This is a genomic window from Stenotrophomonas sp. BIGb0135, assembly GCF_024810105.1.
Lineage (GTDB): Bacteria > Pseudomonadota > Gammaproteobacteria > Xanthomonadales > Xanthomonadaceae > Stenotrophomonas > Stenotrophomonas maltophilia_AB.
Genome location: NZ_JANUDX010000003.1, coordinates 380,921 through 401,681, shown reverse-complemented (window position 1 = coordinate 401,681; position 20,761 = coordinate 380,921). Strand labels below are relative to the sequence as shown.

At 68.1% G+C, this 20,761-nt stretch carries 22 protein-coding genes; 15 read left to right on the top strand and 7 right to left on the bottom strand.

Features of this window, described 5'->3' with window-relative positions:
* Nucleotides 1–23: 23 nt before the first annotated feature.
* Nucleotides 24–497, top strand: a complete 474-nt coding sequence (locus M2421_RS09530; protein WP_259206278.1) for a chemotaxis protein CheW — start codon at nt 24–26, stop codon at nt 495–497.
* A gap of 288 nt (nt 498–785) precedes the next feature.
* Here the strand turns inward: M2421_RS09530 and M2421_RS09525 are convergent, their stop codons facing one another.
* Both M2421_RS09525 and bioA read right to left on the bottom strand, forming a co-directional pair.
* Nucleotides 786–1,520 carry a 16S rRNA (uracil(1498)-N(3))-methyltransferase gene (locus tag M2421_RS09525; RefSeq protein WP_259206277.1) on the bottom strand — a complete coding sequence of 245 codons (735 nt, stop codon included), beginning with the start codon at nt 1,518–1,520 and terminating at the stop codon, nt 786–788.
* Nucleotides 1,511–2,902 (bottom strand): adenosylmethionine--8-amino-7-oxononanoate transaminase, encoded by a 1,392-nt coding sequence (bioA, locus tag M2421_RS09520; RefSeq protein WP_259206276.1) that lies wholly within the window; start codon nt 2,900–2,902, stop codon nt 1,511–1,513. The genes M2421_RS09525 and bioA overlap by 10 nt, the downstream gene beginning before the upstream one ends.
* 50 nt (nt 2,903–2,952) lie before the next feature.
* Here bioA and nudE point away from each other — a divergent pair, with 50 nt between their 5' ends.
* The 11 genes from nudE (at nt 2,953) to M2421_RS09465 (ending at nt 10,497) form a co-directional block, all read left to right on the top strand.
* Nucleotides 2,953–3,501, top strand: a complete 549-nt coding sequence (gene nudE, locus M2421_RS09515; protein ID WP_259206275.1) for an ADP compounds hydrolase NudE — start codon at nt 2,953–2,955, stop codon at nt 3,499–3,501.
* The gene (gene cysQ / locus M2421_RS09510) at nt 3,498–4,301 is read left to right on the top strand and encodes a 3'(2'),5'-bisphosphate nucleotidase CysQ (RefSeq protein WP_259206274.1); all 804 of its coding nucleotides are present in this window, start codon (nt 3,498–3,500) and stop codon (nt 4,299–4,301) included. The genes nudE and cysQ overlap by 4 nt, the downstream gene beginning before the upstream one ends.
* Nucleotides 4,302–4,321: 20 nt before the next feature.
* Nucleotides 4,322–5,134 (top strand): nucleoside triphosphate pyrophosphohydrolase, encoded by an 813-nt coding sequence (gene mazG / locus M2421_RS09505; protein WP_259206273.1) that lies wholly within the window; start codon nt 4,322–4,324, stop codon nt 5,132–5,134.
* Nucleotides 5,131–5,454 (top strand): YnfA family protein, encoded by a 324-nt coding sequence (locus M2421_RS09500; protein WP_259206272.1) that lies wholly within the window; start codon nt 5,131–5,133, stop codon nt 5,452–5,454. Before mazG ends, M2421_RS09500 begins: the two co-directional genes overlap by 4 nt.
* Before the next feature lie 109 nt (nt 5,455–5,563).
* Complete coding sequence (locus tag M2421_RS09495) at nt 5,564–5,866, top strand: DUF962 domain-containing protein (RefSeq protein ID WP_259206271.1); 303 nt, start codon at nt 5,564–5,566, stop codon at nt 5,864–5,866.
* Nucleotides 5,867–5,916: 50 nt separating this feature from the next.
* Complete coding sequence (locus M2421_RS09490; protein ID WP_259206269.1) at nt 5,917–6,879, top strand: SPFH domain-containing protein; 963 nt, start codon at nt 5,917–5,919, stop codon at nt 6,877–6,879.
* 1 nt (nt 6,880) lies between these two features.
* Nucleotides 6,881–7,312, top strand: coding sequence for an NfeD family protein (locus tag M2421_RS09485; RefSeq protein ID WP_259206267.1), 432 nt, complete (start codon nt 6,881–6,883; stop codon nt 7,310–7,312).
* A 75-nt stretch (nt 7,313–7,387) separates the two neighbouring features.
* Entirely contained in the window at nt 7,388–8,500 is a 1,113-nt protein-coding gene (gcvT, locus tag M2421_RS09480; RefSeq protein ID WP_259206264.1) for a glycine cleavage system aminomethyltransferase GcvT, read from the top strand.
* A gap of 89 nt (nt 8,501–8,589) precedes the next feature.
* Complete coding sequence (gcvH, locus tag M2421_RS09475) at nt 8,590–8,985, top strand: glycine cleavage system protein GcvH (protein WP_259206262.1); 396 nt, start codon at nt 8,590–8,592, stop codon at nt 8,983–8,985.
* A gap of 217 nt (nt 8,986–9,202) precedes the next feature.
* Nucleotides 9,203–9,562, top strand: coding sequence for a hypothetical protein (locus tag M2421_RS09470; protein ID WP_259206259.1), 360 nt, complete (start codon nt 9,203–9,205; stop codon nt 9,560–9,562).
* Between the two features lie 383 nt (nt 9,563–9,945).
* Nucleotides 9,946–10,497 (top strand): histone, encoded by a 552-nt coding sequence (locus tag M2421_RS09465; RefSeq protein WP_128097885.1) that lies wholly within the window; start codon nt 9,946–9,948, stop codon nt 10,495–10,497.
* Nucleotides 10,498–10,881: 384 nt separating this feature from the next.
* Here M2421_RS09465 and M2421_RS09460 read toward each other — a convergent pair whose 3' ends face one another.
* Nucleotides 10,882–12,255 carry a serine hydrolase domain-containing protein gene (locus M2421_RS09460; RefSeq protein ID WP_259206255.1) on the bottom strand — a complete coding sequence of 458 codons (1,374 nt, stop codon included), beginning with the start codon at nt 12,253–12,255 and terminating at the stop codon, nt 10,882–10,884.
* Between the two features lie 154 nt (nt 12,256–12,409).
* Nucleotides 12,410–14,002, bottom strand: coding sequence for a choline dehydrogenase (locus M2421_RS09455; protein WP_259206254.1), 1,593 nt, complete (start codon nt 14,000–14,002; stop codon nt 12,410–12,412).
* A 216-nt stretch (nt 14,003–14,218) separates the two neighbouring features.
* Between M2421_RS09455 and M2421_RS09450 the strand changes: the two genes are divergently transcribed.
* Together M2421_RS09450 and M2421_RS09445 are read left to right on the top strand one after the other, a co-directional pair.
* Complete coding sequence (locus M2421_RS09450; protein ID WP_259206253.1) at nt 14,219–15,553, top strand: MFS transporter; 1,335 nt, start codon at nt 14,219–14,221, stop codon at nt 15,551–15,553.
* 28 nt (nt 15,554–15,581) lie between these two features.
* Entirely contained in the window at nt 15,582–15,938 is a 357-nt protein-coding gene (locus M2421_RS09445) for a DUF1304 domain-containing protein (RefSeq protein WP_259206252.1), read from the top strand.
* Nucleotides 15,939–15,980: 42 nt separating this feature from the next.
* Here the strand turns inward: M2421_RS09445 and M2421_RS09440 are convergent, their stop codons facing one another.
* From M2421_RS09440 to M2421_RS09430, 3 genes are all read right to left on the bottom strand, one after another.
* Nucleotides 15,981–16,451: a hotdog fold domain-containing protein gene (locus M2421_RS09440; RefSeq protein WP_259206250.1), complete on the bottom strand. Its 471-nt coding sequence runs from the start codon at nt 16,449–16,451 to the stop codon at nt 15,981–15,983.
* 62 nt (nt 16,452–16,513) lie between these two features.
* Nucleotides 16,514–18,994 (bottom strand): acyl-CoA dehydrogenase, encoded by a 2,481-nt coding sequence (locus M2421_RS09435; RefSeq protein WP_259206249.1) that lies wholly within the window; start codon nt 18,992–18,994, stop codon nt 16,514–16,516.
* Nucleotides 18,991–19,911 (bottom strand): lysophospholipase, encoded by a 921-nt coding sequence (locus tag M2421_RS09430; RefSeq protein WP_259206248.1) that lies wholly within the window; start codon nt 19,909–19,911, stop codon nt 18,991–18,993. The genes M2421_RS09435 and M2421_RS09430 overlap by 4 nt, the downstream gene beginning before the upstream one ends.
* A 165-nt stretch (nt 19,912–20,076) precedes the next feature.
* Between M2421_RS09430 and M2421_RS09425 the strand changes: the two genes are divergently transcribed.
* Nucleotides 20,077–20,679 (top strand): TetR/AcrR family transcriptional regulator, encoded by a 603-nt coding sequence (locus tag M2421_RS09425; RefSeq protein WP_259206247.1) that lies wholly within the window; start codon nt 20,077–20,079, stop codon nt 20,677–20,679.
* The last annotated feature ends 82 nt before the right edge of the window (nt 20,680–20,761 follow it).

Below are 20,761 nucleotides of genomic sequence, written 5' to 3'. Positions count from 1 at the left end.
GTACCACTTCCAGGAATCACGCCATGAGCTACGCCAGCAACGACGAAATCCGCGGGGTATTGATCCAGGCCGGGCACGAGCGCGTGCTGCTGCCCAATGCCACCGTGGCTGAAATGATGTCCAAGGTCGCCGTGCAGACCGTTCCCGACGCGCCGGGCTGGCTGGTCGGGCAGATCGCCTGGCACGGTTGGGACGTGCCGCTGCTGTCCTTCGCGCGGCTGTCCGGGCTTGGCGACGAGCCGGTCACCAGCAACAACAAGGTAGTGGTGCTCAAGGCGCTGGGGGGCAATGCCAAGCGCCCGTACTTCGCGCTGCTCACCCAGACCTTCCCGCAGCTGATCTCGGTGCCGCGCGACGGCCTGCTGGCCGACGCCTCGGAAGAAACCCTGCCGCAGGGCGTGCACATGCGCGTACTGCTCGGCGAACAGAGCGCGCTGCTGCCCGACCTGGATGCACTGGAAGCGGCATTGGACGAGGCCTACCCGGTCGCGGGGTGAGTCTTCGCGTTCGCGAAGGTTCCCCCACGATCTGCGTTGCAGATCGTGGGCCCCCCGTCACATGCCTCCAGATTCCGGCGCCTGACGGCGCGCCCCCTGACTCAAGGGGTTGTTCCACCCGATGCTTATCGGTGTGCTGGCGCACTTCGGCGCCCGTGCCTACTGCTGCAAGTCGGCACCGCATGTGGCGCGGCGCCCGTATCGATCAACGATCCATACCCACCGAACGCACACGATTCGGCCCTCCAGTAGCGCCACGCCATGCGTGGCTGCCGCTGCCGTTGCGGCTTACCCCAGGTCGCCCAGTCGCGCCTGCACGGCGGCGATCGCGGCCAACCCGGCGGTTTCGGTACGCAGGATGCGCGGCCCCAGTTGCAGGCCCTGGAAACCGGCCTCGGCCAATGCCTGGCGGTCGCGTGGCGACCAGCCACCCTCCGGACCAATGGCGATCACCACGCCACCCGGTGCCGGCGGCAGGGTCGACAGGCGATGCTCGCCGAGCGGGTCCAGGGTCAGTTTGAGGGCGGCCGCCGGCACCTGCCGTGCGGCCTCCAGCAGCGATTGCGGCGCCGCCACGTGGGGCACCCGCGCGCGCCCGGATTGACCACACGCCGACACCACCACGCTGGTCCAGTGCGCCAGCCGCTTTTCGGCGCGCGCCGCATCGAGCTTCACTTCGGTGCGTTCGGCGTTGACCGGCACGATCGCGGCCACGCCCAGTTCGGTGGCCTTCTGCAGGATCAGGTCCATTTTCTCGCCGCGCGCGATGCCCTGCAGCAGCGTGATGTGCAGCGACGATTCGTTGTCCAGCGCGCTCGCCGCCTCGATCCGGACCTGCGCGTCGCGCTTGCCCACCACCACCAGGGTGGCGTGGTAATCGTGCCCATCGCCGTTGAACAGCACGCAGCCGTCGCCCTCGCGCAGACGCAGCACCCGCACCAGATGGTTGGCCGCTTCCTCGGGCAGCGGCAGGGTCTGGCCGACGGCCAGCGGGTGGTCGACATGGCACCGGGTCACGCGCATGCAACGGCCTCCTCGATGGCGGCCAGGGTGGTCTGGGCCAGCAGGTCCAGGTGGTCGTCTTCCACGCAGTACGGCGGCATCCAGTACAGCACGTTGCCCAGCGGCCGCAGCACCACCCCACGCTTGAGCGCGGCCGTATAGGCGTGCAGCCCCACCCGCGCCGCGGCGGGGAAGGGGGTGCGCTTGTCGCCGTTGCGGGTCAGTTCGAACGCCACCACCATGCCGGCCTGGCGTACGTCGGCCACGTGCGGATGGTCGTTGAACGGCGCCGCCAGCGTGCGCATCACCTCGGCGGTGCTGCGGTTGCGCGCGATCACGTCGTCGCCGGCGAAGATGTCCAGCGTCGCCAGCGCGGCCGCGCAGGCCAGCGGGTTGCCGGTGTAGCTGTGCGAATGCAGGAAGGCGCGCTCGCGCGAGTCATCCAGGAACGCGTCGTACAACGCCTGGGTGGCCAGCACCGCCGACAGCGGCAGGAAGCCGCCGGTCAGGCCCTTGGACAGGCACAGCAGGTCGGGCATCACGCCGGCCTGCTCGCAGGCGAACATCGTGCCGGTGCGGCCGAAGCCGGTGGCGATCTCGTCGGCGATCAGGAAGGCGCCGTTGGCGTCGCACAGTTCGCGGGCGCGCTGCAGGTAGACCGGGTCGTGCATGCGCATGCCGCCGGCGCACTGCAGGCGCGGTTCCAGGATCACCGCGCAGATCTCCCCGGGGTGCTGGTCGAACAGCGTGGCCAAGGCGTCCGCGGCCTGGTGGGCACGCTGCGCCGCGCTCTGCCCGGGTTCGGCCAGGTAGGCGTCCGGCGAGGGCGCGAACAAGGCCTCGGTCAACAGCGGCGCATATACGCGGCGATACAGGGGGATGTCGCCCACCGACAGCGCGCCCAGGGTTTCGCCGTGGTAGCCATTCTCCAGCGCCACGAAGCGGGTACGGTGGGCTTCGCCGCGGTTGCGGAAGTAGTGGAAGGCCATCTTCAGGGCCACTTCGACCCCGGCCGAGCCATTGTCGGCGTAGAACACCTTGGCCAGCGGGTCGCGCCCGGCCTGGCGCGGGGCGATCGCCAGCAGGCGTTCGGCCAGCAGCACCGCCGGTTCATGGCTGAACCCGGCCAGCATCACCTGCTCCAGCTGGGTGGCCTGCCGGGCGATGGCCGCGCCGATCCGCGGCTGCGCATGGCCGAACAGGTTGGTCCACCAGCTGCTCACTGCATCCAGGTAGCGTTTGCCGTCATGATCGAACAGCCACGGGCCTTCACCCCGCGCAATCGGGATCAGTGGCAGGGTCTGGGGGTGCTCCCGCATCTGCGTGCACGGGTGCCACAGCACGGCCAGGTCGCGATCGCGCCACTGGTCGGCCAGCGTCAGGGGGGCTGGGTCTGCTAGCATTTCGGGCTCATGAAGACGTTTTCACCAGTCCCCATTCTAGAGATGCTCGCATGAGCCGTCGCCTGCCCATCATCCACAAGGTCACGGACGAGCAGAGCGGGCCGTTCCAGCGCCAGCATCTGGACCTGGAATTCTCCAACGGCGAACGCCGCCGCTTCGAGCGCCTGGTCAGCCATGGCCATGGCGCGGTGGTGGTGGTGCCGATGCTGGACGAGGACACCGTGCTGCTGGTGCGCGAGTACGCCGCCGGCGTGCACCGCTACGAACTGGGCCTGGTCAAGGGCCGCATCGACGCCGGCGAAACCCCCGTGCAGGCCGCCAACCGCGAACTGAAGGAAGAGGCCGGCTACGGCGCCCGCCGCCTGGACGTGCTGCGCGCGATGACCCTGGCCCCGACCTACATGAGCCACCAGTCATGGCTGGTCGTGGCGCGCGACCTGTACCCCGAGCGCCTGCCCGGCGACGAACCGGAGGAACTGGACGTAGTGCCGTGGAAGCTGGCCGAGCTGGACCAGCTGATGCTGCGCGAGGACTTCTCCGAAGGGCGTTCACTGGCGGCGCTGTTCATCGCCCGGCAGTGGCTGGGCGGCAGGGAATGATCAAGCTCACCACCGACCTGCGTGAAACCGTCATCGCCATCGCCCAGGACGCGGCCGCCGCGATCATGGCGGTCTACGCCACGCCGTTCGAGGTGGACATCAAGGCCGACCACAGCCCGCTGACCGCCGCCGACCTCGCCGCCAATCGGGTGATCGAGCGCGGCCTGCAGCAGCTCACCCCGGACCTGCCGATCCTGTCCGAGGAATCGGCACAGGTGCCGTGGGACGTTCGCCAGCACTGGGGCGCCTACTGGCTGGTGGATCCGCTCGATGGCACCCGCGAATTCGTCAAGCGCAACGACGAATTCAGCGTCAACATCGCGCTGATCTACCAAGGCGCGCCGGCCTTCGGCGTGGTCCTGGCGCCGGTCAGCGGCATCGCCTGGCACGCCATGCGTGGCGAGCTGGCCTACCGCCGCCAGGGCATGCACGATTCGGTGCTGCGCACCCGCACCCCGGCCACCGCGCCGCTGAAGGTCGCGGCCAGCCGCTCGCACCGCAGCGTGCAGACCCAGGCGATGCTCGACCGCATGGGCGAGATCGAGCTGGTCGCGCAGGGCTCGTCGCTGAAGTTCTGCCGGATCGCCGATGGCACCCTGGACGTGTATCCCCGGCTCGGTCCCACCTCCGAATGGGACACCGCGGCTGGCCAGTGCGTGCTGCACGCGGCCGGCGGCGCGGTGTTGTCGGCAGCCACCGGCAAGCCGTTCCGCTACAACCGCCGGCAGACGCTGTTGAACGGCGATTTCATCGCCCTCGGCGACACCCGCCTGCCCTGGCGCGACTGGTTGCCCGACTGATGCCTGCCCAGGAGCCCCCGATGTCCGCGACTGCCGAACTGGAACGCCTGCTGGCCATCATGGCGCGGCTGCGCGACCCGCAGCAGGGCTGCCCCTGGGACCTGCAGCAGGACTTCGCCAGCATCGCCCCGTACACCATCGAAGAGGCCTACGAGGTCGCCGACGCGATCGACCGCGGCGATCTGGATGACCTGCAGGACGAACTGGGCGACCTGCTGCTGCAGGTGGTGTTCCATGCGCAGATGGCCAGCGAGCGGCAGGCGTTTGCCTTCGCCGACGTGGCCCGCTCGATCAGCGACAAGATGCAGCGGCGGCACCCGCACGTGTTCGCCGAGGCAACGGTCGACGGTGCCGAAGCGGTCAACGCCAACTGGGACGCGATCAAGCGCGCCGAACGCGCGGCCAAGGGGCACACCGATACCTCCGCGCTGGCCGGCATCGCGCGCGGGCTGCCCGAGTGGCAGCGTGCGGTGAAGCTGCAGGCGCGTGCGGCGCGGGTCGGCTTCGACTGGCCGGGCCCGGCGCCGGTGATGGACAAGGTGCGCGAGGAGCTGGACGAAGTGGCAGCGGAATTCGCGCGCGGGCCGGTGGCGGACAACCACGCACGGCTGCAGGAAGAGCTGGGCGACCTGTTGTTCGTCTGCGCCAACCTGGCCCGCCACGCCAAGGTCGACGTCGGCGCCGCGCTGCGCCAGGCCAACCACAAATTCGAGCGTCGCTTCCGCGCGATGGAAGCGCAGGCCGATGCCGCGGGGCAGTCGATGGCCGCACTGGACCTGGACGCGCAGGAACAGCTCTGGCAACAGGCCAAGGCCGACGAAGCCAAGCCGTGAATACGCTGCTCCTGTTCATCCTCACCGCCGTGGCTGAAATCGTCGGCTGCTACCTGCCGTGGCTGTGGCTGCGCAGGGACGGCAGCGCGTGGCTGCTGCTGCCGGCGGCCGCCAGCCTGGCGTTGTTCGCCTGGTTGCTGACCCTGCATCCGGCGGCCAGCGGCCGCGTGTACGCCGCCTATGGCGGGGTCTATATCGGCACCGCATTGATGTGGCTGTGGTTGGTGGACGGGATCCGCCCCAGCCGCTGGGACCTGCTCGGCGTCGGCCTGTGCCTGGCCGGGATGATGGTGATCATGTTCGCTCCGCGCCCCGCCTGAGCAGGGCAGCGTCGCCCAGCGCCTCGGGCGGCCTGCGGAGCCGGCAAACGGCCGGCACTGCCGGGTGTCCCGCGCTATGCTGGGTGCATCCGGTTCCGCAGGGCGCGCCATGTCCCGCTTCGCCACCTTTCGCCAGTTCTACCCCTTCTATCTGGACGAGCACCGCAATGCCGTCTCGCGACGGCTGCACTTTGTCGGTAGCTGCGGGGTCCTGCTGCTGGTCGCCTTCGCGCTCGTGCGCGGACAACCTCGTTGGCTGCTGGCGGCACTGGTCTGCGGCTATGGCTTTGCCTGGGTCGGCCACGTCTTTTTCGAGAAGAACCGGCCGGCCACCTTCAGGCACCCGTTCTATTCTTTCGCCGGCGACTGGATGATGTTCTGGGACATCCTCCGTGGCCGGATCCGGCTGTAACGGCAGCAACGCCACACCCGGGCGCGGCCCGGCATCAAGGGAGTGATTCGATGTTTCCAACCGTGCTGTTTTCGCTGGTACTGGCCTTCGTGGCCGTGGTCATCCTGTTCAAGGCGGTGCGCATGGTGCCGCAGGGGTATGAGTGGACGGTGGAGCGCTTCGGGCGCTACACCCACACGATGTCGCCCGGCCTGCATTTCCTGATCCCCATCGTGTACGGGGTGGGGCGCAAGGTGAACATGATGGAACAGGTGCTGGACGTGCCCGGCCAGGAGGTGATCACCAAGGACAACGCCGCGGTGCGCGTGGACGGGGTGGTGTTCTTCCAGGTGCTGGATGCGGCCAAGGCCGCCTACGAGGTGTCCGTGCTGGAGGTGGCGATGATCGCCCTGGTGCAGACCAACATCCGCACCGTGATCGGTTCGATGGACCTGGATGAATCGCTCAGCCAGCGCGAGGTGATCAACGCCAAGCTGTTGAACGTGGTCGACCACGCCACCAACCCGTGGGGCGTGAAGGTCAACCGGATCGAAATCCGCGACATCCAGCCGCCACGCGACCTGCTCGATGCCATGGCGCGGCAGATGAAGGCCGAGCGCGAGAAGCGCGCGCAGATCCTGGAGGCGGAGGGCTCGCGGCAATCGGAGATCCTGCGCGCCGAAGGCGAGAAGCAGGCCACCGTGCTCGAAGCCGAGGGCCGCAAGGAGGCTGCCTTCCGCGATGCCGAGGCGCGCGAGCGCTCGGCCGAAGCCGAAGCCAACGCAACCCGGATGGTGTCCGAAGCCATCGCCCAGGGCGACGTGCAGGCGATCAATTACTTCATCGCGCAGAAGTACGTGGAGGCGTTCAAGGAACTGGCGACCTCGCCGAACCAGAAGCTGGTGCTGATGCCGATGGAGGCCAGCGGGGTGATCGGCTCCATCGCCGGCGTCGCCGAGCTGGCGCGCGAGGCGTTTGCCAAGCAGGAAGACAAGCGCACCCCGCGCGCCGTTCCGCCGCGGGTGGGAGGCTGAGATGCGCTGGGAAGTCGTCGGCTGGGGCGCACTGGCGCTGGTCCTGTTCGCCGCCGAGGCGCTGGCCCCGGGCGCCTTCATGTTGTGGATCGGGATCGGTGCGGCGGCGGTGTTCGTGCTGGTGGCGGTGGTCGCCGATGTTCCGTTGCTGTGGCAGGTGGTTGCCTTCGTGCTGCTCAGCGTGGTGTCCATCCAGTGCTATCGGCGCTGGGGACGCGGGCGCGACCGGCAGAGCGATGCGCCGTTGCTGAACCGGCGTGCCGAACAGCTGATCGGGCGCGTGGTGGAACTGGACCAGGCCATCGTCGCCGGGAAGGGCCGGGCCAAGGTCGATGATGCGTTCTGGCAGGTGGAGGGGCCGGACCTGCCGGCCGGCAGCGCGGTGCGCGTGGTGGCGGTGCAGGGCATGGCGTTGAAGGTGCAGCAGGTCTGACGCAACGCCGCAGGCGTTGTGAAGACGGTTCTGGGATAATGGCTGTCTTGCCTTCATTCCCCCGGAAAAACGGTCATGACCCAGAAGACGCTTCTCAACGACACCCACCGCGCGCTCGGCGCCAAGATGGTCGATTTCGGTGGCTGGGACATGCCCATCCATTACGGTTCGCAGCTGGACGAGCACCACCTGGTGCGCAGCGACGCGGGCATGTTCGACGTCAGCCACATGACCGTGGTCGACCTGCGCGGCGCGCAGGTCAAGCCGTTCCTGCGCACGCTGCTGGCCAACTCGGTGGACAAGCTCAAGGCCACCGGCAAGGCACTGTACTCGTGCATGCTCAATCCGCGCGGCGGGGTCATCGACGACCTGATCGTGTACTACCTGGCCGACGATTTCTTCCGCATGGTGGTCAACGCCTCCACCCGCGAGAAGGACCTGGCCTGGATCCGTGAGCAGGCCGCCGCCTTCGACGTGCAGGTCACCGAGCGCGAGGACCTGGCCATCATCGCGGTGCAGGGCCCGACCGCGCGCGCCAAGGTGATCGGCCTGGTGGGCGAGGGCGACCGCGCGGCGCTGGAAAAGCTCGGCCGTTTCGCCGCGCTCGAGGCGACCGCCGCCAGCGGCACCCCGCTGTTCGTGGCGCGCACCGGGTACACCGGCGAAGACGGTTTCGAGATCCTGCTGCCGCAGGCCGACGTGGTCGCGTTCTGGACGGCGCTGGCCGCCGCCGGCGTGCGCCCGGCGGGCCTGGGCGCGCGCGACACGCTGCGCCTGGAAGCCGGCATGAACCTGTATGGCCAGGACATGGACGAAGCGATCACCCCGTACGAGGCGGCGCTGGCCTGGACGGTGGCGCTGGACGAAGACCGCCCCTTCATCGGCCGCGACGTGCTGGAAGCGCAGAAGGCGGCCGGCGACGCACGCCAGATGATCGGCCTGGTGATGGACGAGAAGGGCGTGCTGCGCCACGGCCAGGCGGTACTCACCGCCAGTGGCCAGGGCGAGATCCTGTCCGGCACGTTCTCCCCCACGCTGGGCAAGGGCATCGCCTTCGCGCGTGTGCCGGCCGGTGAACTGGGCCAGGTGCACGTGGACATCCGCGGCAAGCAGGTACCCGTGCGCGTGGTGAAGTTCCCGTTCGTGCGCGACGGCCAGGCCCAGCCGGGCGTGCTCGTCGAGGCCTGATTTTTTCATGGCGCCGGCCTGTCAGTGGTCGGCGCCGCTGGTTACACTACCCCCGTTTCTTGACCCCTGATATTCCTCGGAGCAGTCCCATGAGCGAGATCCCCGGCGACCTCAAATTCCTCAAGTCCCATGAGTGGGCACGTGTCGAAGGCAATGGCCGCGTCACCGTCGGTATTTCCGACCACGCCCAGGGCCTGCTTGGCGACCTGGTGTACGTCGAACTGCCGGCGGTGGGCGACGAAGTGAAGGCCGGCCAGCAGGCCGCCGTGGTCGAGTCGGTCAAGGCCGCCTCGGACGTGTACAGCCCGGTCACCGGCACCGTGGTCGAGGTCAATTCGGCGCTGTCGGACAAGCCGGAAACCATCAACGAAGACGCGTACGGCGAAGGCTGGATCTACGTGGTCGAGTTCTCCGCGAACGACGAGTTGAACGACCTGCTGGGCCCGGACGAGTACGCCGAACTGCTGGAAGACGACGAGCACTGATCGTCGCCAGCTCGAAGGAACGGCCGCCTGGTGCGGCCGTTTTTTTTTGCCCGCGCGCCGGCCGCGGCGGTCGACAACGGGCGGTGCTTCCGCGCCTGGATCGGGCGCGCACGTTTCTGCTGTTATGCGTACGTGATGAAAAACCACCGCGATGCGCGCCGCTGGCGATCGGTCGGCGTGCTCATGCGCAACCGTTCGGTCGGCGTCCGCGGTGGTCATGAGCATGCCGTCGGGTGTCGCCGCGCGCGCATCGGACGCCAGCGCGATGGTCGCGCGCGGTGCGCGCGGCGTCTTCGGCAGGGGCGAACCGAACGGTCGCAACGGTCAGAAAGTTTGCGCATTTGCGCAAATCGGGTGTCAAAAAGCGATCGAAGATGTGAAAAGTTTTCGGGTCCGTTTGGGTGCCGTGTGGGTAGGCATTCGGGCGTTGGCCAACGCGCGTGCGGGGGCGATGGCGCGCATGCGCCGCGTGCGTGCCGAAAATACGAAAGTGCTTCTTTTAAGCGGTTTTCTTTTCGCGCGAGCTGCGCACTGCGTGCCGGTGCGGTGCGTGCGTGGTGTCGCGGCGCGCCGCTGACGGCGTTTGCAGCGGGGTTGGGGACGCCGTCGCGGAGACGCTCCATGTGAAAATTTTTCGCCTGGGTTGTTGACAGTGAAAAAAACCGTGATTAGGTTTCGCCACAGCAGACCTTGCTGCGAACAGAGTGAGCAGAATCGACATCCAGTCGCGAAGCACAACCTGGACATCCACCTCGCGTCAGAAGACGGTGGAGATGGCGTCGCTTCCCCCGGCGAACTCCAAGGCCCCTTCCCATTCGATACCTGCCCGGCCACCTGCGGTGGGTATCCCCGTATCCGTCACGACGCGCTTGACGCGACGGCGGTCCCCGCGATGTCCCACTGCGGGTTTGCTTTACCTGGGCGTTTCAACTCCATAGATCACTGACGAGGAGCCATCCCATGGCAACCAAGAAAGCTGCGAAGAAAAAGCCGGCCGCCAAAAAGGCCGTCAAGAAGGTAGCCAAGAAAGCCGCTGCCAAGAAGGCCGTCAAGAAGGTAGCCAAGAAGGCGGCTGCCAAGAAGACGGTGAAGAAGGCAGCCAAGAAGGCGACCGCCCGCAAGGCAGTGAAGAAGACGGCAAAGAAGGCAGTCCGCAAGGTCGCCAAGAAGGCCGCCGCCAAGAAGACCGCGAAGAAGGCAGTAAAGAAGACGGCGAAGAAGGCGGTCCGCAAGGTCGCCAAGAAGGCCGCCGCCAAGAAGACCGCGAAGAAGGCCGTCCGCAAGGTTGCCAAGAAGGCTACGGCCAAGAAGGCTGCCAAGAAGACCGCCAAGAAAGCCGTCCGCAAGGTAGCCAAGAAGGCCACCGCGAAGAAGGCCACCGCACGCAAGGCGCCGGCCAAGAAGGCGGCCGCCAAGAAGGCGGTGAAGAAAGTCGCAAAGCGCAAGCCGGCCGTTCGCAAGAAGAAGGCCGCTCCGGTCGCCCTGCCGGCAACCCCGGCACCGCTGATCTAAGTCGTTCCCGATAGCCGTACCTGAAACCCCCTTCCCTGGCAGCCCAGCGGGGAGGGGGTTTTTTTATGCCTGCACAGTCTCCCGGTAGCGCACGCGAAGGGTAGAGCCGAGCCACGCTCGGCTGCCGTTGCGTTGCGTTGCGTTGCGTTGCGTTGCGTTGCGTTGCGTTGCCGTTGCCGTCGCCGTCGCCGTCGCCGTCGCCGCTGCCGCTGCCTTTGCCCTTGCAGTGCTTGCCCCGCGCTTCGGGCAGTGCCGGCCGTCAGCCGGCTCCCGGCAATGCCTGCCGCTCCCCGACGCTGCATACGCCCCATGTCGGGCGGATCGGTTGGACCAAAAAAGAAGGCGGCCATGCGGCCGCCTCCTTGATTCACGCCAGGCCCGCGATCAACGCGGCGAGGCTACCGCGCGGTTGGACGACACGCCCTTGCGCTTGGTCGCCGGTGCGCCGTCTTCGGCCATCAGGCTGTCGCTGCCGAAGTCGGTGTCCACGTCCAGCCAGCGCTGGGTCGGCAGGCCCATGGCCTGGTCCAGGATGGTCGGCAGCAGGCCGCTGGGCAGGCTGCTTTCGCCGTTCCACATGATGGCGATGCCGAGATCGCGCTCGGGCACCAGCGCGACCAGGCCGCGATAGCCCTGCACGGCACCGGCGTGGAAGACCACTTCATGCCCGGCGTAGTCGAAGTTGCGCCAGCCCAGTGCATAGCCGGCCGAGTGCAGGCGCTCGCGGCGCCAGCCCGAACGCATTTCGCCCGGGGTGTTGATCAGGGTCGAATGCAGCGTGGCCAGCAGCGGGGCGGGCAGCACGTCGGGGCGGTGGCCGGTATGCGCCAGCAGCCATTGCGCCATGTCGCTGGCACTGGCGTTGACGCCAGCGGCGGGGGCGAGGCGGTAGTAGGTGGGCTTGGGATTGAGCGACACCCACCCATTGCGGCTGCGCACGTGCGGGCGGGCCCAGCGCGAACTGGCCTGGATGCCGGCCAGGCCGAGGCTGGCATCGTCCATGCCCAGCGGCTTGAACAGGCGGCGCTCGACCGACTGCTCGTAGAAGCTGCCGGAGGCGGCGTAGACGACGTCGCCGATCAGGCTGAAGGCCACGTTCTGGTACGCATAGCAATCGCCCGGCAGGCACTTGAGCGAGGTCGAGGCCAGCTTGTGGGTGAGGGTGTAGTACTCGGCGTTGGCTTCCACGTCGCGGTCGTAGGCGTTGTAGGGCAGGCCAACGCGGTGGCTGAGCAGGTCGGCCACGGTCAGGCGCTCGGTTGCCTCCGGCGTGCTCAGCTGGAAGCCTGGCACGTAGTCGGTGACCTTGCTGTCCCAGCGCAGCGTGCCATCGTTGACCAGCAGGCCGGCCATGGTGCCGGCGAAAGCCTTGGACAGCGACGCCAGGCGGAACACCGTGTGCGCATCGACCATCTGCGGGTTGTTGACGTCGGTCACGCCGTAACCGCGCGCGCTGAGGACGCGGCCGCCCTGGACGATCGCCACCGCCATGCCCGGCACGCGCTCACCGTAGGTGAGCTGCTGGGCCATCGATTCGATCGCCGCGACGTTGAAGCCCTGCGCCGGCGGCAGCACCTGCGGGTTGGCCGCCGTGGCGCGATACGCGGCCGGTTGGGTGTGCGGGATCGCCGCGGCGTTCTCGATGTTGACGGGGAACGCGGGGGTCTGGGCAGTGGAAGACATTGCGATGGGCATCAACATGCCCAGCAACCCGGTTGCCGCCGAACGGATCGGTCGGCGCCTGCTGTTCTGATTCATCGTTTGGGGCCCGTGCGCAACTGCTGTAGGGGATTCTAGCGCCGGTTTTCCCGATTGCACAAACCAAGCGAAGATGAATGCGTATCTGGTTGAAAAGGCGCGCTTTTTGCATCACCCGGTCATGTCCGGCCGGGTCCCGCCGGCGCAGCCCTGTTCAGGCGTTCGCGGCCGCCTCGACGATCCACGCCGCGGCGCGTTCGGCCAGCATGATCGTGGGGGCATTGGTGTTGCCGCTGACCAGGGTCGGCATTACCGAGGCGTCCACCACCCGCAACCGGCGCAGGCCGTGCACGCGCAGCTGCGGGTCGACCACGGCCTCGGCATGGGTGCCCATCGCGCAGGTGCCGACCGGGTGGTAGATGGACTCGGCCTTGGCGCGGATGAAGGCGACCAGGGTCGCATCGTCCAGGTTGTCGCCGGGCGGAAAGATCGGTGCGCCACGCCAACGGTCGAAGGCGGGCTGGCCCAGGATCGCCGCGGACATGCGCACGCATTCCTTCATCATCGCCAGGTCCACGCCCTCGGGATCGCCCAGGTAGTTGGCCTCGATCCGCGGCGGCGAGGCCGGGTCGGCGTCGCGCAGGCGGATCCGACCCCGGCTGCGCGGGTGCAGCGCGCAGGCATGCAGGGTGTAGCCATCGCCGGGCAGGCGGTGGCGGCCATGGTCATCGAGCATGGCGGGCACGAAGTGGAACTGCACATCGGCGCGTGCGTCGCTGGCCAGCGCGGAGCGGGCGAAGCCGCCGGCTTCGGCGATGTTGCTGGTGCCGGCGCCGCGATGACCGCGCAGGAAATAATCGATGGCGATGCGCAGCTGGTTGCTGCGGTCGTAGCTCACCCCGGGATGGGTGTGGACCAGGGTGCAGATGTCCAGGTGGTCCTGCAGGTTGCCCCCCACCCCGGGCAGGTCCGCGCGCGGGCTGATGCCGTGCCCGCGCAGTGCCCTGGCCGCGCCGACGCCGGACAGCATCAACAGCTGCGGCGAGTGGACCGCACCGCCGCAGAGGATTACTTCGTTGCGGGCCGCGGCATGCCGGTGCTGGCGACCGTGGCGGTAGTACACGCCGGTCGCGGTGTCACCGCGGAAGCTGAGCACGGTGGCACGCGCGCCGGTCAGCACGGTCAGGTTGCGGCGCGCGCGTGCGGGGTGCAGGTACGCGGTCGCGCTGGAACAGCGCGCGCCATCGCGCTGGGTGACCTGGTACAGGCCCACGCCGAGCTGCCGCGTGCCGTTGAAGTCGTCGTTGCGGGCGTGCCCGGCCTCCGTGGCGGCCGCCAGGAACGCGTCGGACAGGGGGTTGTGGTGGCGCAGGTCGGACACCGACAGCGGCCCCGCATCGCCGTGCAGCGCGCTGGCGCCGCGGCTGTTGGCTTCGCTGCGCACGAACCACGGCAGCACCTGCGCCCAGTCCCAGCCGGTGGCCCCGGCGGCGGCCCAACCGTCGTAATCGGCGGCCACCCCGCGCACGTAGCACATCGCATTGATCGAACTGGAGCCGCCGAGCACCTTGCCGCGCGGCCACCACAGGCGGCGCCCGTCCAGGGCGGGCTCGGGCTCGGTGTCCAGGTTCCAGTTGATGCGCCGGTTGTTGACCAGGCGGGCCAGGCCGGCCGGCATGTGGATGAAGGGATTGCGGTCGCGCGGCCCGGCTTCGAGCAGCAGCACCCGGCAGTGCGGGTCGGCGCTGAGCCGGTTGGCCAGCACGCACCCGGCCGACCCGGCGCCCACGATGATGTAGTCGTACATGGTTCCCCTCGAAGACGGACCGCTCCCCAACGGTGCCCTGCGAGCATAGGGCAGGGCGGCCGGCAGCGGGGGACCGGATTGCGGCCACGCTGCGTTGCGCGGATGAGCCGGCAAAGGCTGGCGATGTTGCGGTGCATCGTTTACCTTGCGCGCTCTGCTGCCGGGAGTTGCCACGATGCCGCCGTTGTCACGCCGCCCGAACCGGGAGTGGGTGCGATGAGTGCTGCAGCACCGGCACCGGTGCGGTCGGGGCTGCGGGGGGCGCTGCGGCAATCCCCGCCGCTGATCTGGGCGTGCCTGTACTTCTTCTGCCTGCTCAGCGGCTACTACGTGCTGCGCCCGGTGCGCGAGGCGATGGCCGCGTCGGCCGACCCGAGCGCGGTGTTTCCACCGTGGCTGATCGACTGGTTCAGTGCGCACGGCATCGCCCTGCAGGACTTCGTGCTGCAGGTCCTGTTCACCTGCGTGTTCCTGATCATGCTGGTGCTGCAACCGCTGTACGGCGCGGTGGTCAGCCGCTATCCGCGGCGGGTGTTCCTGCCGGCGGTGTACGTCTTCTTCATCGTTTGCCTGCTCGGGTTCTATCTGCTGTTCGACAGCGGCGTGCCCGGGCGCGGCATGGCGTTCTTCTTCTGGGCGGCGGTGTTCAACCTGTTCGCGGTCGCGGTGTTCTGGAGCTTCATGGCCGACGTGTTCTCCAACACGCAGGCACGTGCGGTGTACGGCTACATCGGTGCCGCCGGCACCGTGGGCGCCTTCCTGGGGCCGATCATCACCTCGGCGCTGGTGCAGCGGATCGGCATCGCCAACCTGATGCTGGTCTCGGCCGGCTTCCTCACCGCCTGCCTGGGGTGCATCTGGCGACTGCGGCTGTGGGCCGTGGCGCGCGAGCAGGAGCAGCAGCTGGCCTCGGGCGAAACCCCGATGGGCGGCAGCGTACTGGACGGCCTGAAGCTGATCGCGCGCGAACCGCTGCTGCGCTGGCTGGCGGTGCTGGTGCTGTTCGGGGTGGGCATCGGCACGCTGCTGTACAACGAGCAGGCCTCGATCGTGCGCCGCCTGTACACCGACCCCGCGGCCAGCACGGCGTTCTTCTCGCGGGTGGACCTGGCCGTCAATGCGCTCACCCTGCTGCTGCAGCTGGGCCTGACCCGCTGGCTGTTGTCGCGCCACGGCATCGCCCCGGCGCTGCTGATCCCCGGCTTTGCGATCATCGTCGGCTTCTCGGTGCTGGCCGCCTCGCCGTTGCCGATGCTGGTGGCGCTGGTACAGATCATGACCCGCGCCAGCGAGTTCTCACTGGCCAAGCCCGCACGCGAGACGATCTTCACCCGTGTGGACCGCCAATGGCGCTACAAGGCCGGCGCGGCGATCGACACCGTGGTGTACCGCGGCGCGGACCTGACCTTCGCCTGGGTGCACAAGGGGCTGTCGCTGTTCGGGTCGCACGCGGTGTTCGTCGGCGGCCTGGTGGTGGCCGCTGCGATGACCACGGCCGCGTTCGGCCTGCTGCGCGAAGAAAAGAAGCTGCCCGGCGAACGGCCGGAGTAAGCTCTGCTCAACTCATCGAGGCCTGCCCATGTACTGGACCGCACTTTCCCTGACCCTGCTGGTCGCCTTGCTGCACGTGTACTTCCTGGTCCTGGAAATGTTCCTGTGGACGCGCCCGCTGGGCCTGAAGACCTTCCGCAATACGCCGGAGAAGGCCGAGACCACCCGCGTGCTGGCGGCCAACCAGGGCCTGTACAACGGCTTCCTGGCCGCAGGCCTGTTCTGGGGCGTGTTCGATCACCTGCCGATGCTGGTCAACTTCATGCTCGGCTGCGTGATCGTGGCCGGCTGCTACGGCGCCTGGAGCGTGAACAAGCGGATCTTCTTCGTCCAGGCCGTGCCGGCCCTGCTGGCCGTGGCCGCGTGGTGGATGGTGCCGGCCTGACCGGTGCCACCGGCCCCTCGATGGGGGGCGCGGTGGCAACGATCAACGCTTGAGCGGCGACACCCACATCTGGATGTGCGCGTCGAACACCGGGGTGCCCGCGTCGTCGCGCACCTGCACATGGACCGGCAGCGCGTAACCGGCGTCGGCGGCCACGATGGGCTGGGCCGGCGTGGCCACGGCATGCTGGGTTCCGGTGGCCTTGGCCAGGTACGTCACCTCCATGCCCTTGGGGATCCAGCGCATGCCCTTGGGCAGCGACGCATCCACCATCAGCCCGGCGGTGAGCTCGGCCAGGTTGCACAGCGCGATCGCGTGCACGGTGCCGATATGGTTGGTGACCTTGCGGCGATGCGCGATGCGGCCTTCGCAGCGACCGTTCTCGAGCAGGGTGATGCGCGGGGCGATGCTGGCGAAGTAGGGCGCCTTGAAGCACACCGCGCGCGAGAACAGCCAGGTGCCGGCAGGCCAGCGCTGCAGCCGTTGGTAGAGGTTCAACAGGGGAGCGGACATGGACGTCTCTCAAAAAAACGGCGGACCGAAGTCCGCCGTTGTTGCTCACATGGCTGCGTGGATCATGCCGCTTCCTGCGACTGCTGGTCCTTGCGTTCGCGGTCGTAGTAGCCGGCCGAACGCAGCTCGTGCGGATCGAAATCGTCCACCGTGATCGTTTCCAGGGTCAGCGCGCGCAGCTCTTCCAGCAGCGTGCGCTCGTCCTGGGTGATCACGCCTTCGGCCACGGCTTCGTCCAGCTGGGTGGTGAAGTCCAGGGCTTCGATACCCTTGGTCTTGACCGCCTTGATGAACTTGCGCTCGACCGGCTCGGCCATGATCGCCTTGGACAGGTAGCTGTTGATGCGGCCACCCGGGTTGTTCTCGCACGGGGTCAGGAACACGCCACTGGCCAGACGGTCGCGGGCTTCGTTGGGCGCCATCAGCAGCGCGGCCACGCGGTGGCCCAGGCGATCGCCCGGTGCTTCGGCGCGGCGGCCGAACGGGAAGATCAGCAGCCACATCAGCCAGCCGATCGGACGGATCGGGAAGTTGCGCAGCGCCGCCGACAGCGAGGTCTCGATCGTGTGCACGCTGTCATGGAAGGCCCAGGCCAGCAGCGGCTGGTCGGCGACGGGGGCGCCTTCGTCGTGGTAACGCTTGAGCATGGCGCTGGTCATGTAGATGTGGCTCAGCACATCGCCCAGGCGGCCGGACAGCGATTCCTTGAACTTCAGCTTGCCGCCGAGCGTCATCATCGAGATGTCGGCCATCAGCGCCAGGTTGGCCGAGTAACGGTCCAGCTTGCGGAAGTAGCGGCGGGTGTAGGCATCGCCCGGGGCCGCGCCGAAGCGGGCGCCGGTCAGGCCGAACCAGAACGAACGCACGGCGTTGGAGATGCCGAAGCGGATGTGGCCGAACAGGCTGCGGTCGAAGTCCTGCAGGCCGGCCTTGGTATCCGGATCCTGCGCGGCCTTCATTTCCTTCAGCACCCACGGATGGCACAGGATCGCACCCTGGCCGAAGATCAGCAGGCTGCGGGTCATGATGTTGGCACCCTCCACCGTGATCGCGATCGGCGCGGCCTGCCAGCTGCGGCCGGCGAAGTTGCGCGGCCCCAGGATGATGCCCTTGCCGCCGATCACGTCCATCATGTCCGAGATCACCTCGCGGCTCATGGTGGTGCAGTGGTACTTGGCGATCGCCGACGGTACCGACGGCACATCGCCGCGGTCCACGGCAGCGGCGGTGGCCTGGCACAGCGCGCTGATCGCATACGCCTTGCCGCCGATCCGGGCCAGCGCTTCTTCCACGCCCTCGAAGCGCCCGACCGACAGGCCGAACTGCTTGCGGATGCGTGCGTACGCGCCGGTGATCACCGCGCCGGCCTTGGCACCACCACTGGCGGTGGAGGGCAGGGTGATCGAGCGGCCCACGGCCAGGCACTCGTTGAGCATGTTCCAGCCCTTGCCGGCCTTCTCGGCGCCGCCGATCAGCTGGGTGAGCGGAATGAACACGTCCTTGCCGCGGATCGGACCGTTCTGGAAGGTCGAGTTGAGCGGGAAGTGGCGACGGCCGATTTCCACGCCGGCGGTGTCACGCGGCAGCAGCGCCAGGGTGATGCCGATATCGCGGGTGCTGCCGATCAGGCCGTCCGGGTCGTACATGCGGAACGCCAGGCCGATCAGCGTGGCCACCGGGGCCAGGGTGATATAGCGCTTGTCGAAGGTGAGCTTGACGCCGAGCACCTGCTCGCCGTTCCACTCGCCCTTGCAGACGATGCCGTAATCGGGGATCGAGGTGGCATCGGAGCCCGCGAACGGACCGGTCAGGCCGAAGCAGGGCACTTCGCGGCCATCGGCCAGGCGCGGCAGGTACTGGTCCTTCTGCGCCTGGGTGCCGTAATGGTTGAGCAGCTCACCCGGGCCGAGCGAGTTGGGCACGCCGACGGTGGAGCTGACCACGCTCGACACCGAGGCCAGCTTCTGGATCACCTTGTGGTGGGCCAGCGCGCTGAAGCCCAGGCCGCCGTATTCCTTCGGGATGATCATGCCGAAGAACTTGTTCTTCTTGATGAAGCTCCACAGTTCCGGCGGCAGGTCGGCGTAGACGTGGGTGATCTCCCAGTCGTTGACCATCTTGCACAGCTCTTCGACCGGGCCATCCAGGAAGGCCTGTTCCTCGGCGGTGAGCTGCGGCTTGGGGTAGTTCAGCAGGATGTTCCAGTCCGGGTCACCGGTGAACAGCTGGCCTTCGAAACCGACCGAACCGGTTTCCAGCGCGATGCGCTCGGTCTGCGACAGCGGCGGCAGCACCTTGCGGAACACCTTCATCATCGGTGCGGTCAGCAGCGGCTTGCGGATGAAGGGCAGCAGCAGCGGCACGGCGATGACCGCCACGATGGCGGCGGCAACGAGGGTGGCGGTCTGGTTGACGTACGGAATGAACCAGCAGGCGGCCAGCAGCACGAGGCTGACGATCGTCCAGGTGATCAGCCGCATCCGATGGTAGGCGACGAAGGCGCCCGCCAGCAGGATGGCCAGGAAGGGAACGACAATGCTCATGAGCGTGCTCCGGTGACGTGCTCGGTAGTGGCGGACTGTGCCACGGCGGAGGCCGAGGGCAACACGTCCAGATAGTCCAACACAGTAGCGGTAAAGGCGTTGTTGTCGTCACCGGCGACCATGTGCGTGGCCTCCGGCAACTGCACATGGCGCGCATGCGGCACCAACGCGAGGAATTCGGCCACCGTCTGCGGGGTGACCAGGGTGCTGCGCCCGCCGCTGACCAGCAGCAACGGGCATTTCACCTGGCGCGCCGCCTCGGCGAGCGCGTCCTGGTGCTGTTCGCTGTCGCGTGCCAGTTCGGCGACCAGGCGCGGGTCCCAGTGCCAGCGCCAACGGCCGTGGCCGTCCTCGCGCAGCAGCGCGCGCAGGGAATCGTCGGACTTGCGCGGGCGGTGCGGCATGTAGGCCGAGATCACATCGGCGGCCTGCGACAGGGAGGCGAAACCGTCCGGGTGGGCGGTCATGAACATCAGGATGCGTTCGACCCCGGCGGTATCCCAGCGCGGAGTGATGTCCACCAGCACCATCGCCGAGAACAGGCCCGGCCAGCGCGATTCGGCCAGCAGCCCGAACAGGCCGCCCATCGAGGCGGCGACCAGGATCGGCGGCTGCGGTTGTTCGCCGGCCAGCACGATCAGGTCATCGGCGAACTGTTCGCCGTGGTAGGCACGTTCGGCCGGGTTCCAGTCCGAGTCGCCGTGGCCGCGCGCATCATAGGCAAGCGTCTGGTAACCGGCCGCCGCCAGCGAGTGGGCGGTGGCATTCCACGCATGCCGGGTCTGGCCGAAGCCATGGGCGAACAGCACCGTGCCACGGCGCCCCGGCGAGGAGCGGGTAGCGGCCAGCACGGCGTCATGCGCGCCGGTCAGTCGCTCATCTTCAAAACGGGGCAGGGTAGCGGAAGGATTGACCATACTCGCTAGTATGGACCTGGCCGGTGGCATGTCAATACTTGGGGGTATGGTGATGGCGGCCGTGGTCCGCGAACGCCGCCACGGCAGGGCTGGCGAGGGCCCGGGCACGGTCCCGCACCGCGCTTTTGGCGGACACGGACCCCGGCGTATGGTTAAATCGTCGGCATGAATGAACCTGACGCTTCCGCCGGCGAGCCACGTGCCGGCCGCAACAGCCGCCTGAGCGCGGAAGACTGGGCCCAGGCCGCCCTGGACCTCATTGCAGAACAAGGCGTTGGTGCGGTGGCGGTCGAGCCGCTGGCGCGTCGCCTCGGGGTGACCAAGGGCAGTTTCTACTGGCATTTCCCCTCGCGCGATGCCCTGCTGCAGGCGGCGCTGGAGCGCTGGGAGCTGTTCGAGCAGGAGCAGGTGTTCGGCAGCCTCGAAGACGTGCCGGACCCGCGCGTGCGCCTGCGGCAGCTGTTCCAGGTGGTGGCCCACGAAGTGCAGCCGCACATCATCTACAGCGAGCTGCTCAAGGCGCTGGACCACCCGATGGTGCGCCCGGTGATCGACCGCGTGTCGCACCGCCGCCTGGAGTATCTGGTGGCCTCCTTCCGCCAGGCCGGCCTGAGCCGTACCGATGCGCAGCACCGCGCGCGCCTGGCCTATGCGGCCTACGTCGGCTTCCTGCAGTTGTCGCTGCAGTTGCAGCAGCCCAAGCAGGCGCGCGAGGATTTCGAGGCGTATGTGGAGCACGTGATCGAGACGCTGATCCCGATCGGCTGAAGCAGCGCCGGGTTGCAAGCGAAAAGGCCGCGGAGACGCGGCCTTTTTCGTGTCCGGCCGCTGCGCACGATGTACGTGGGCC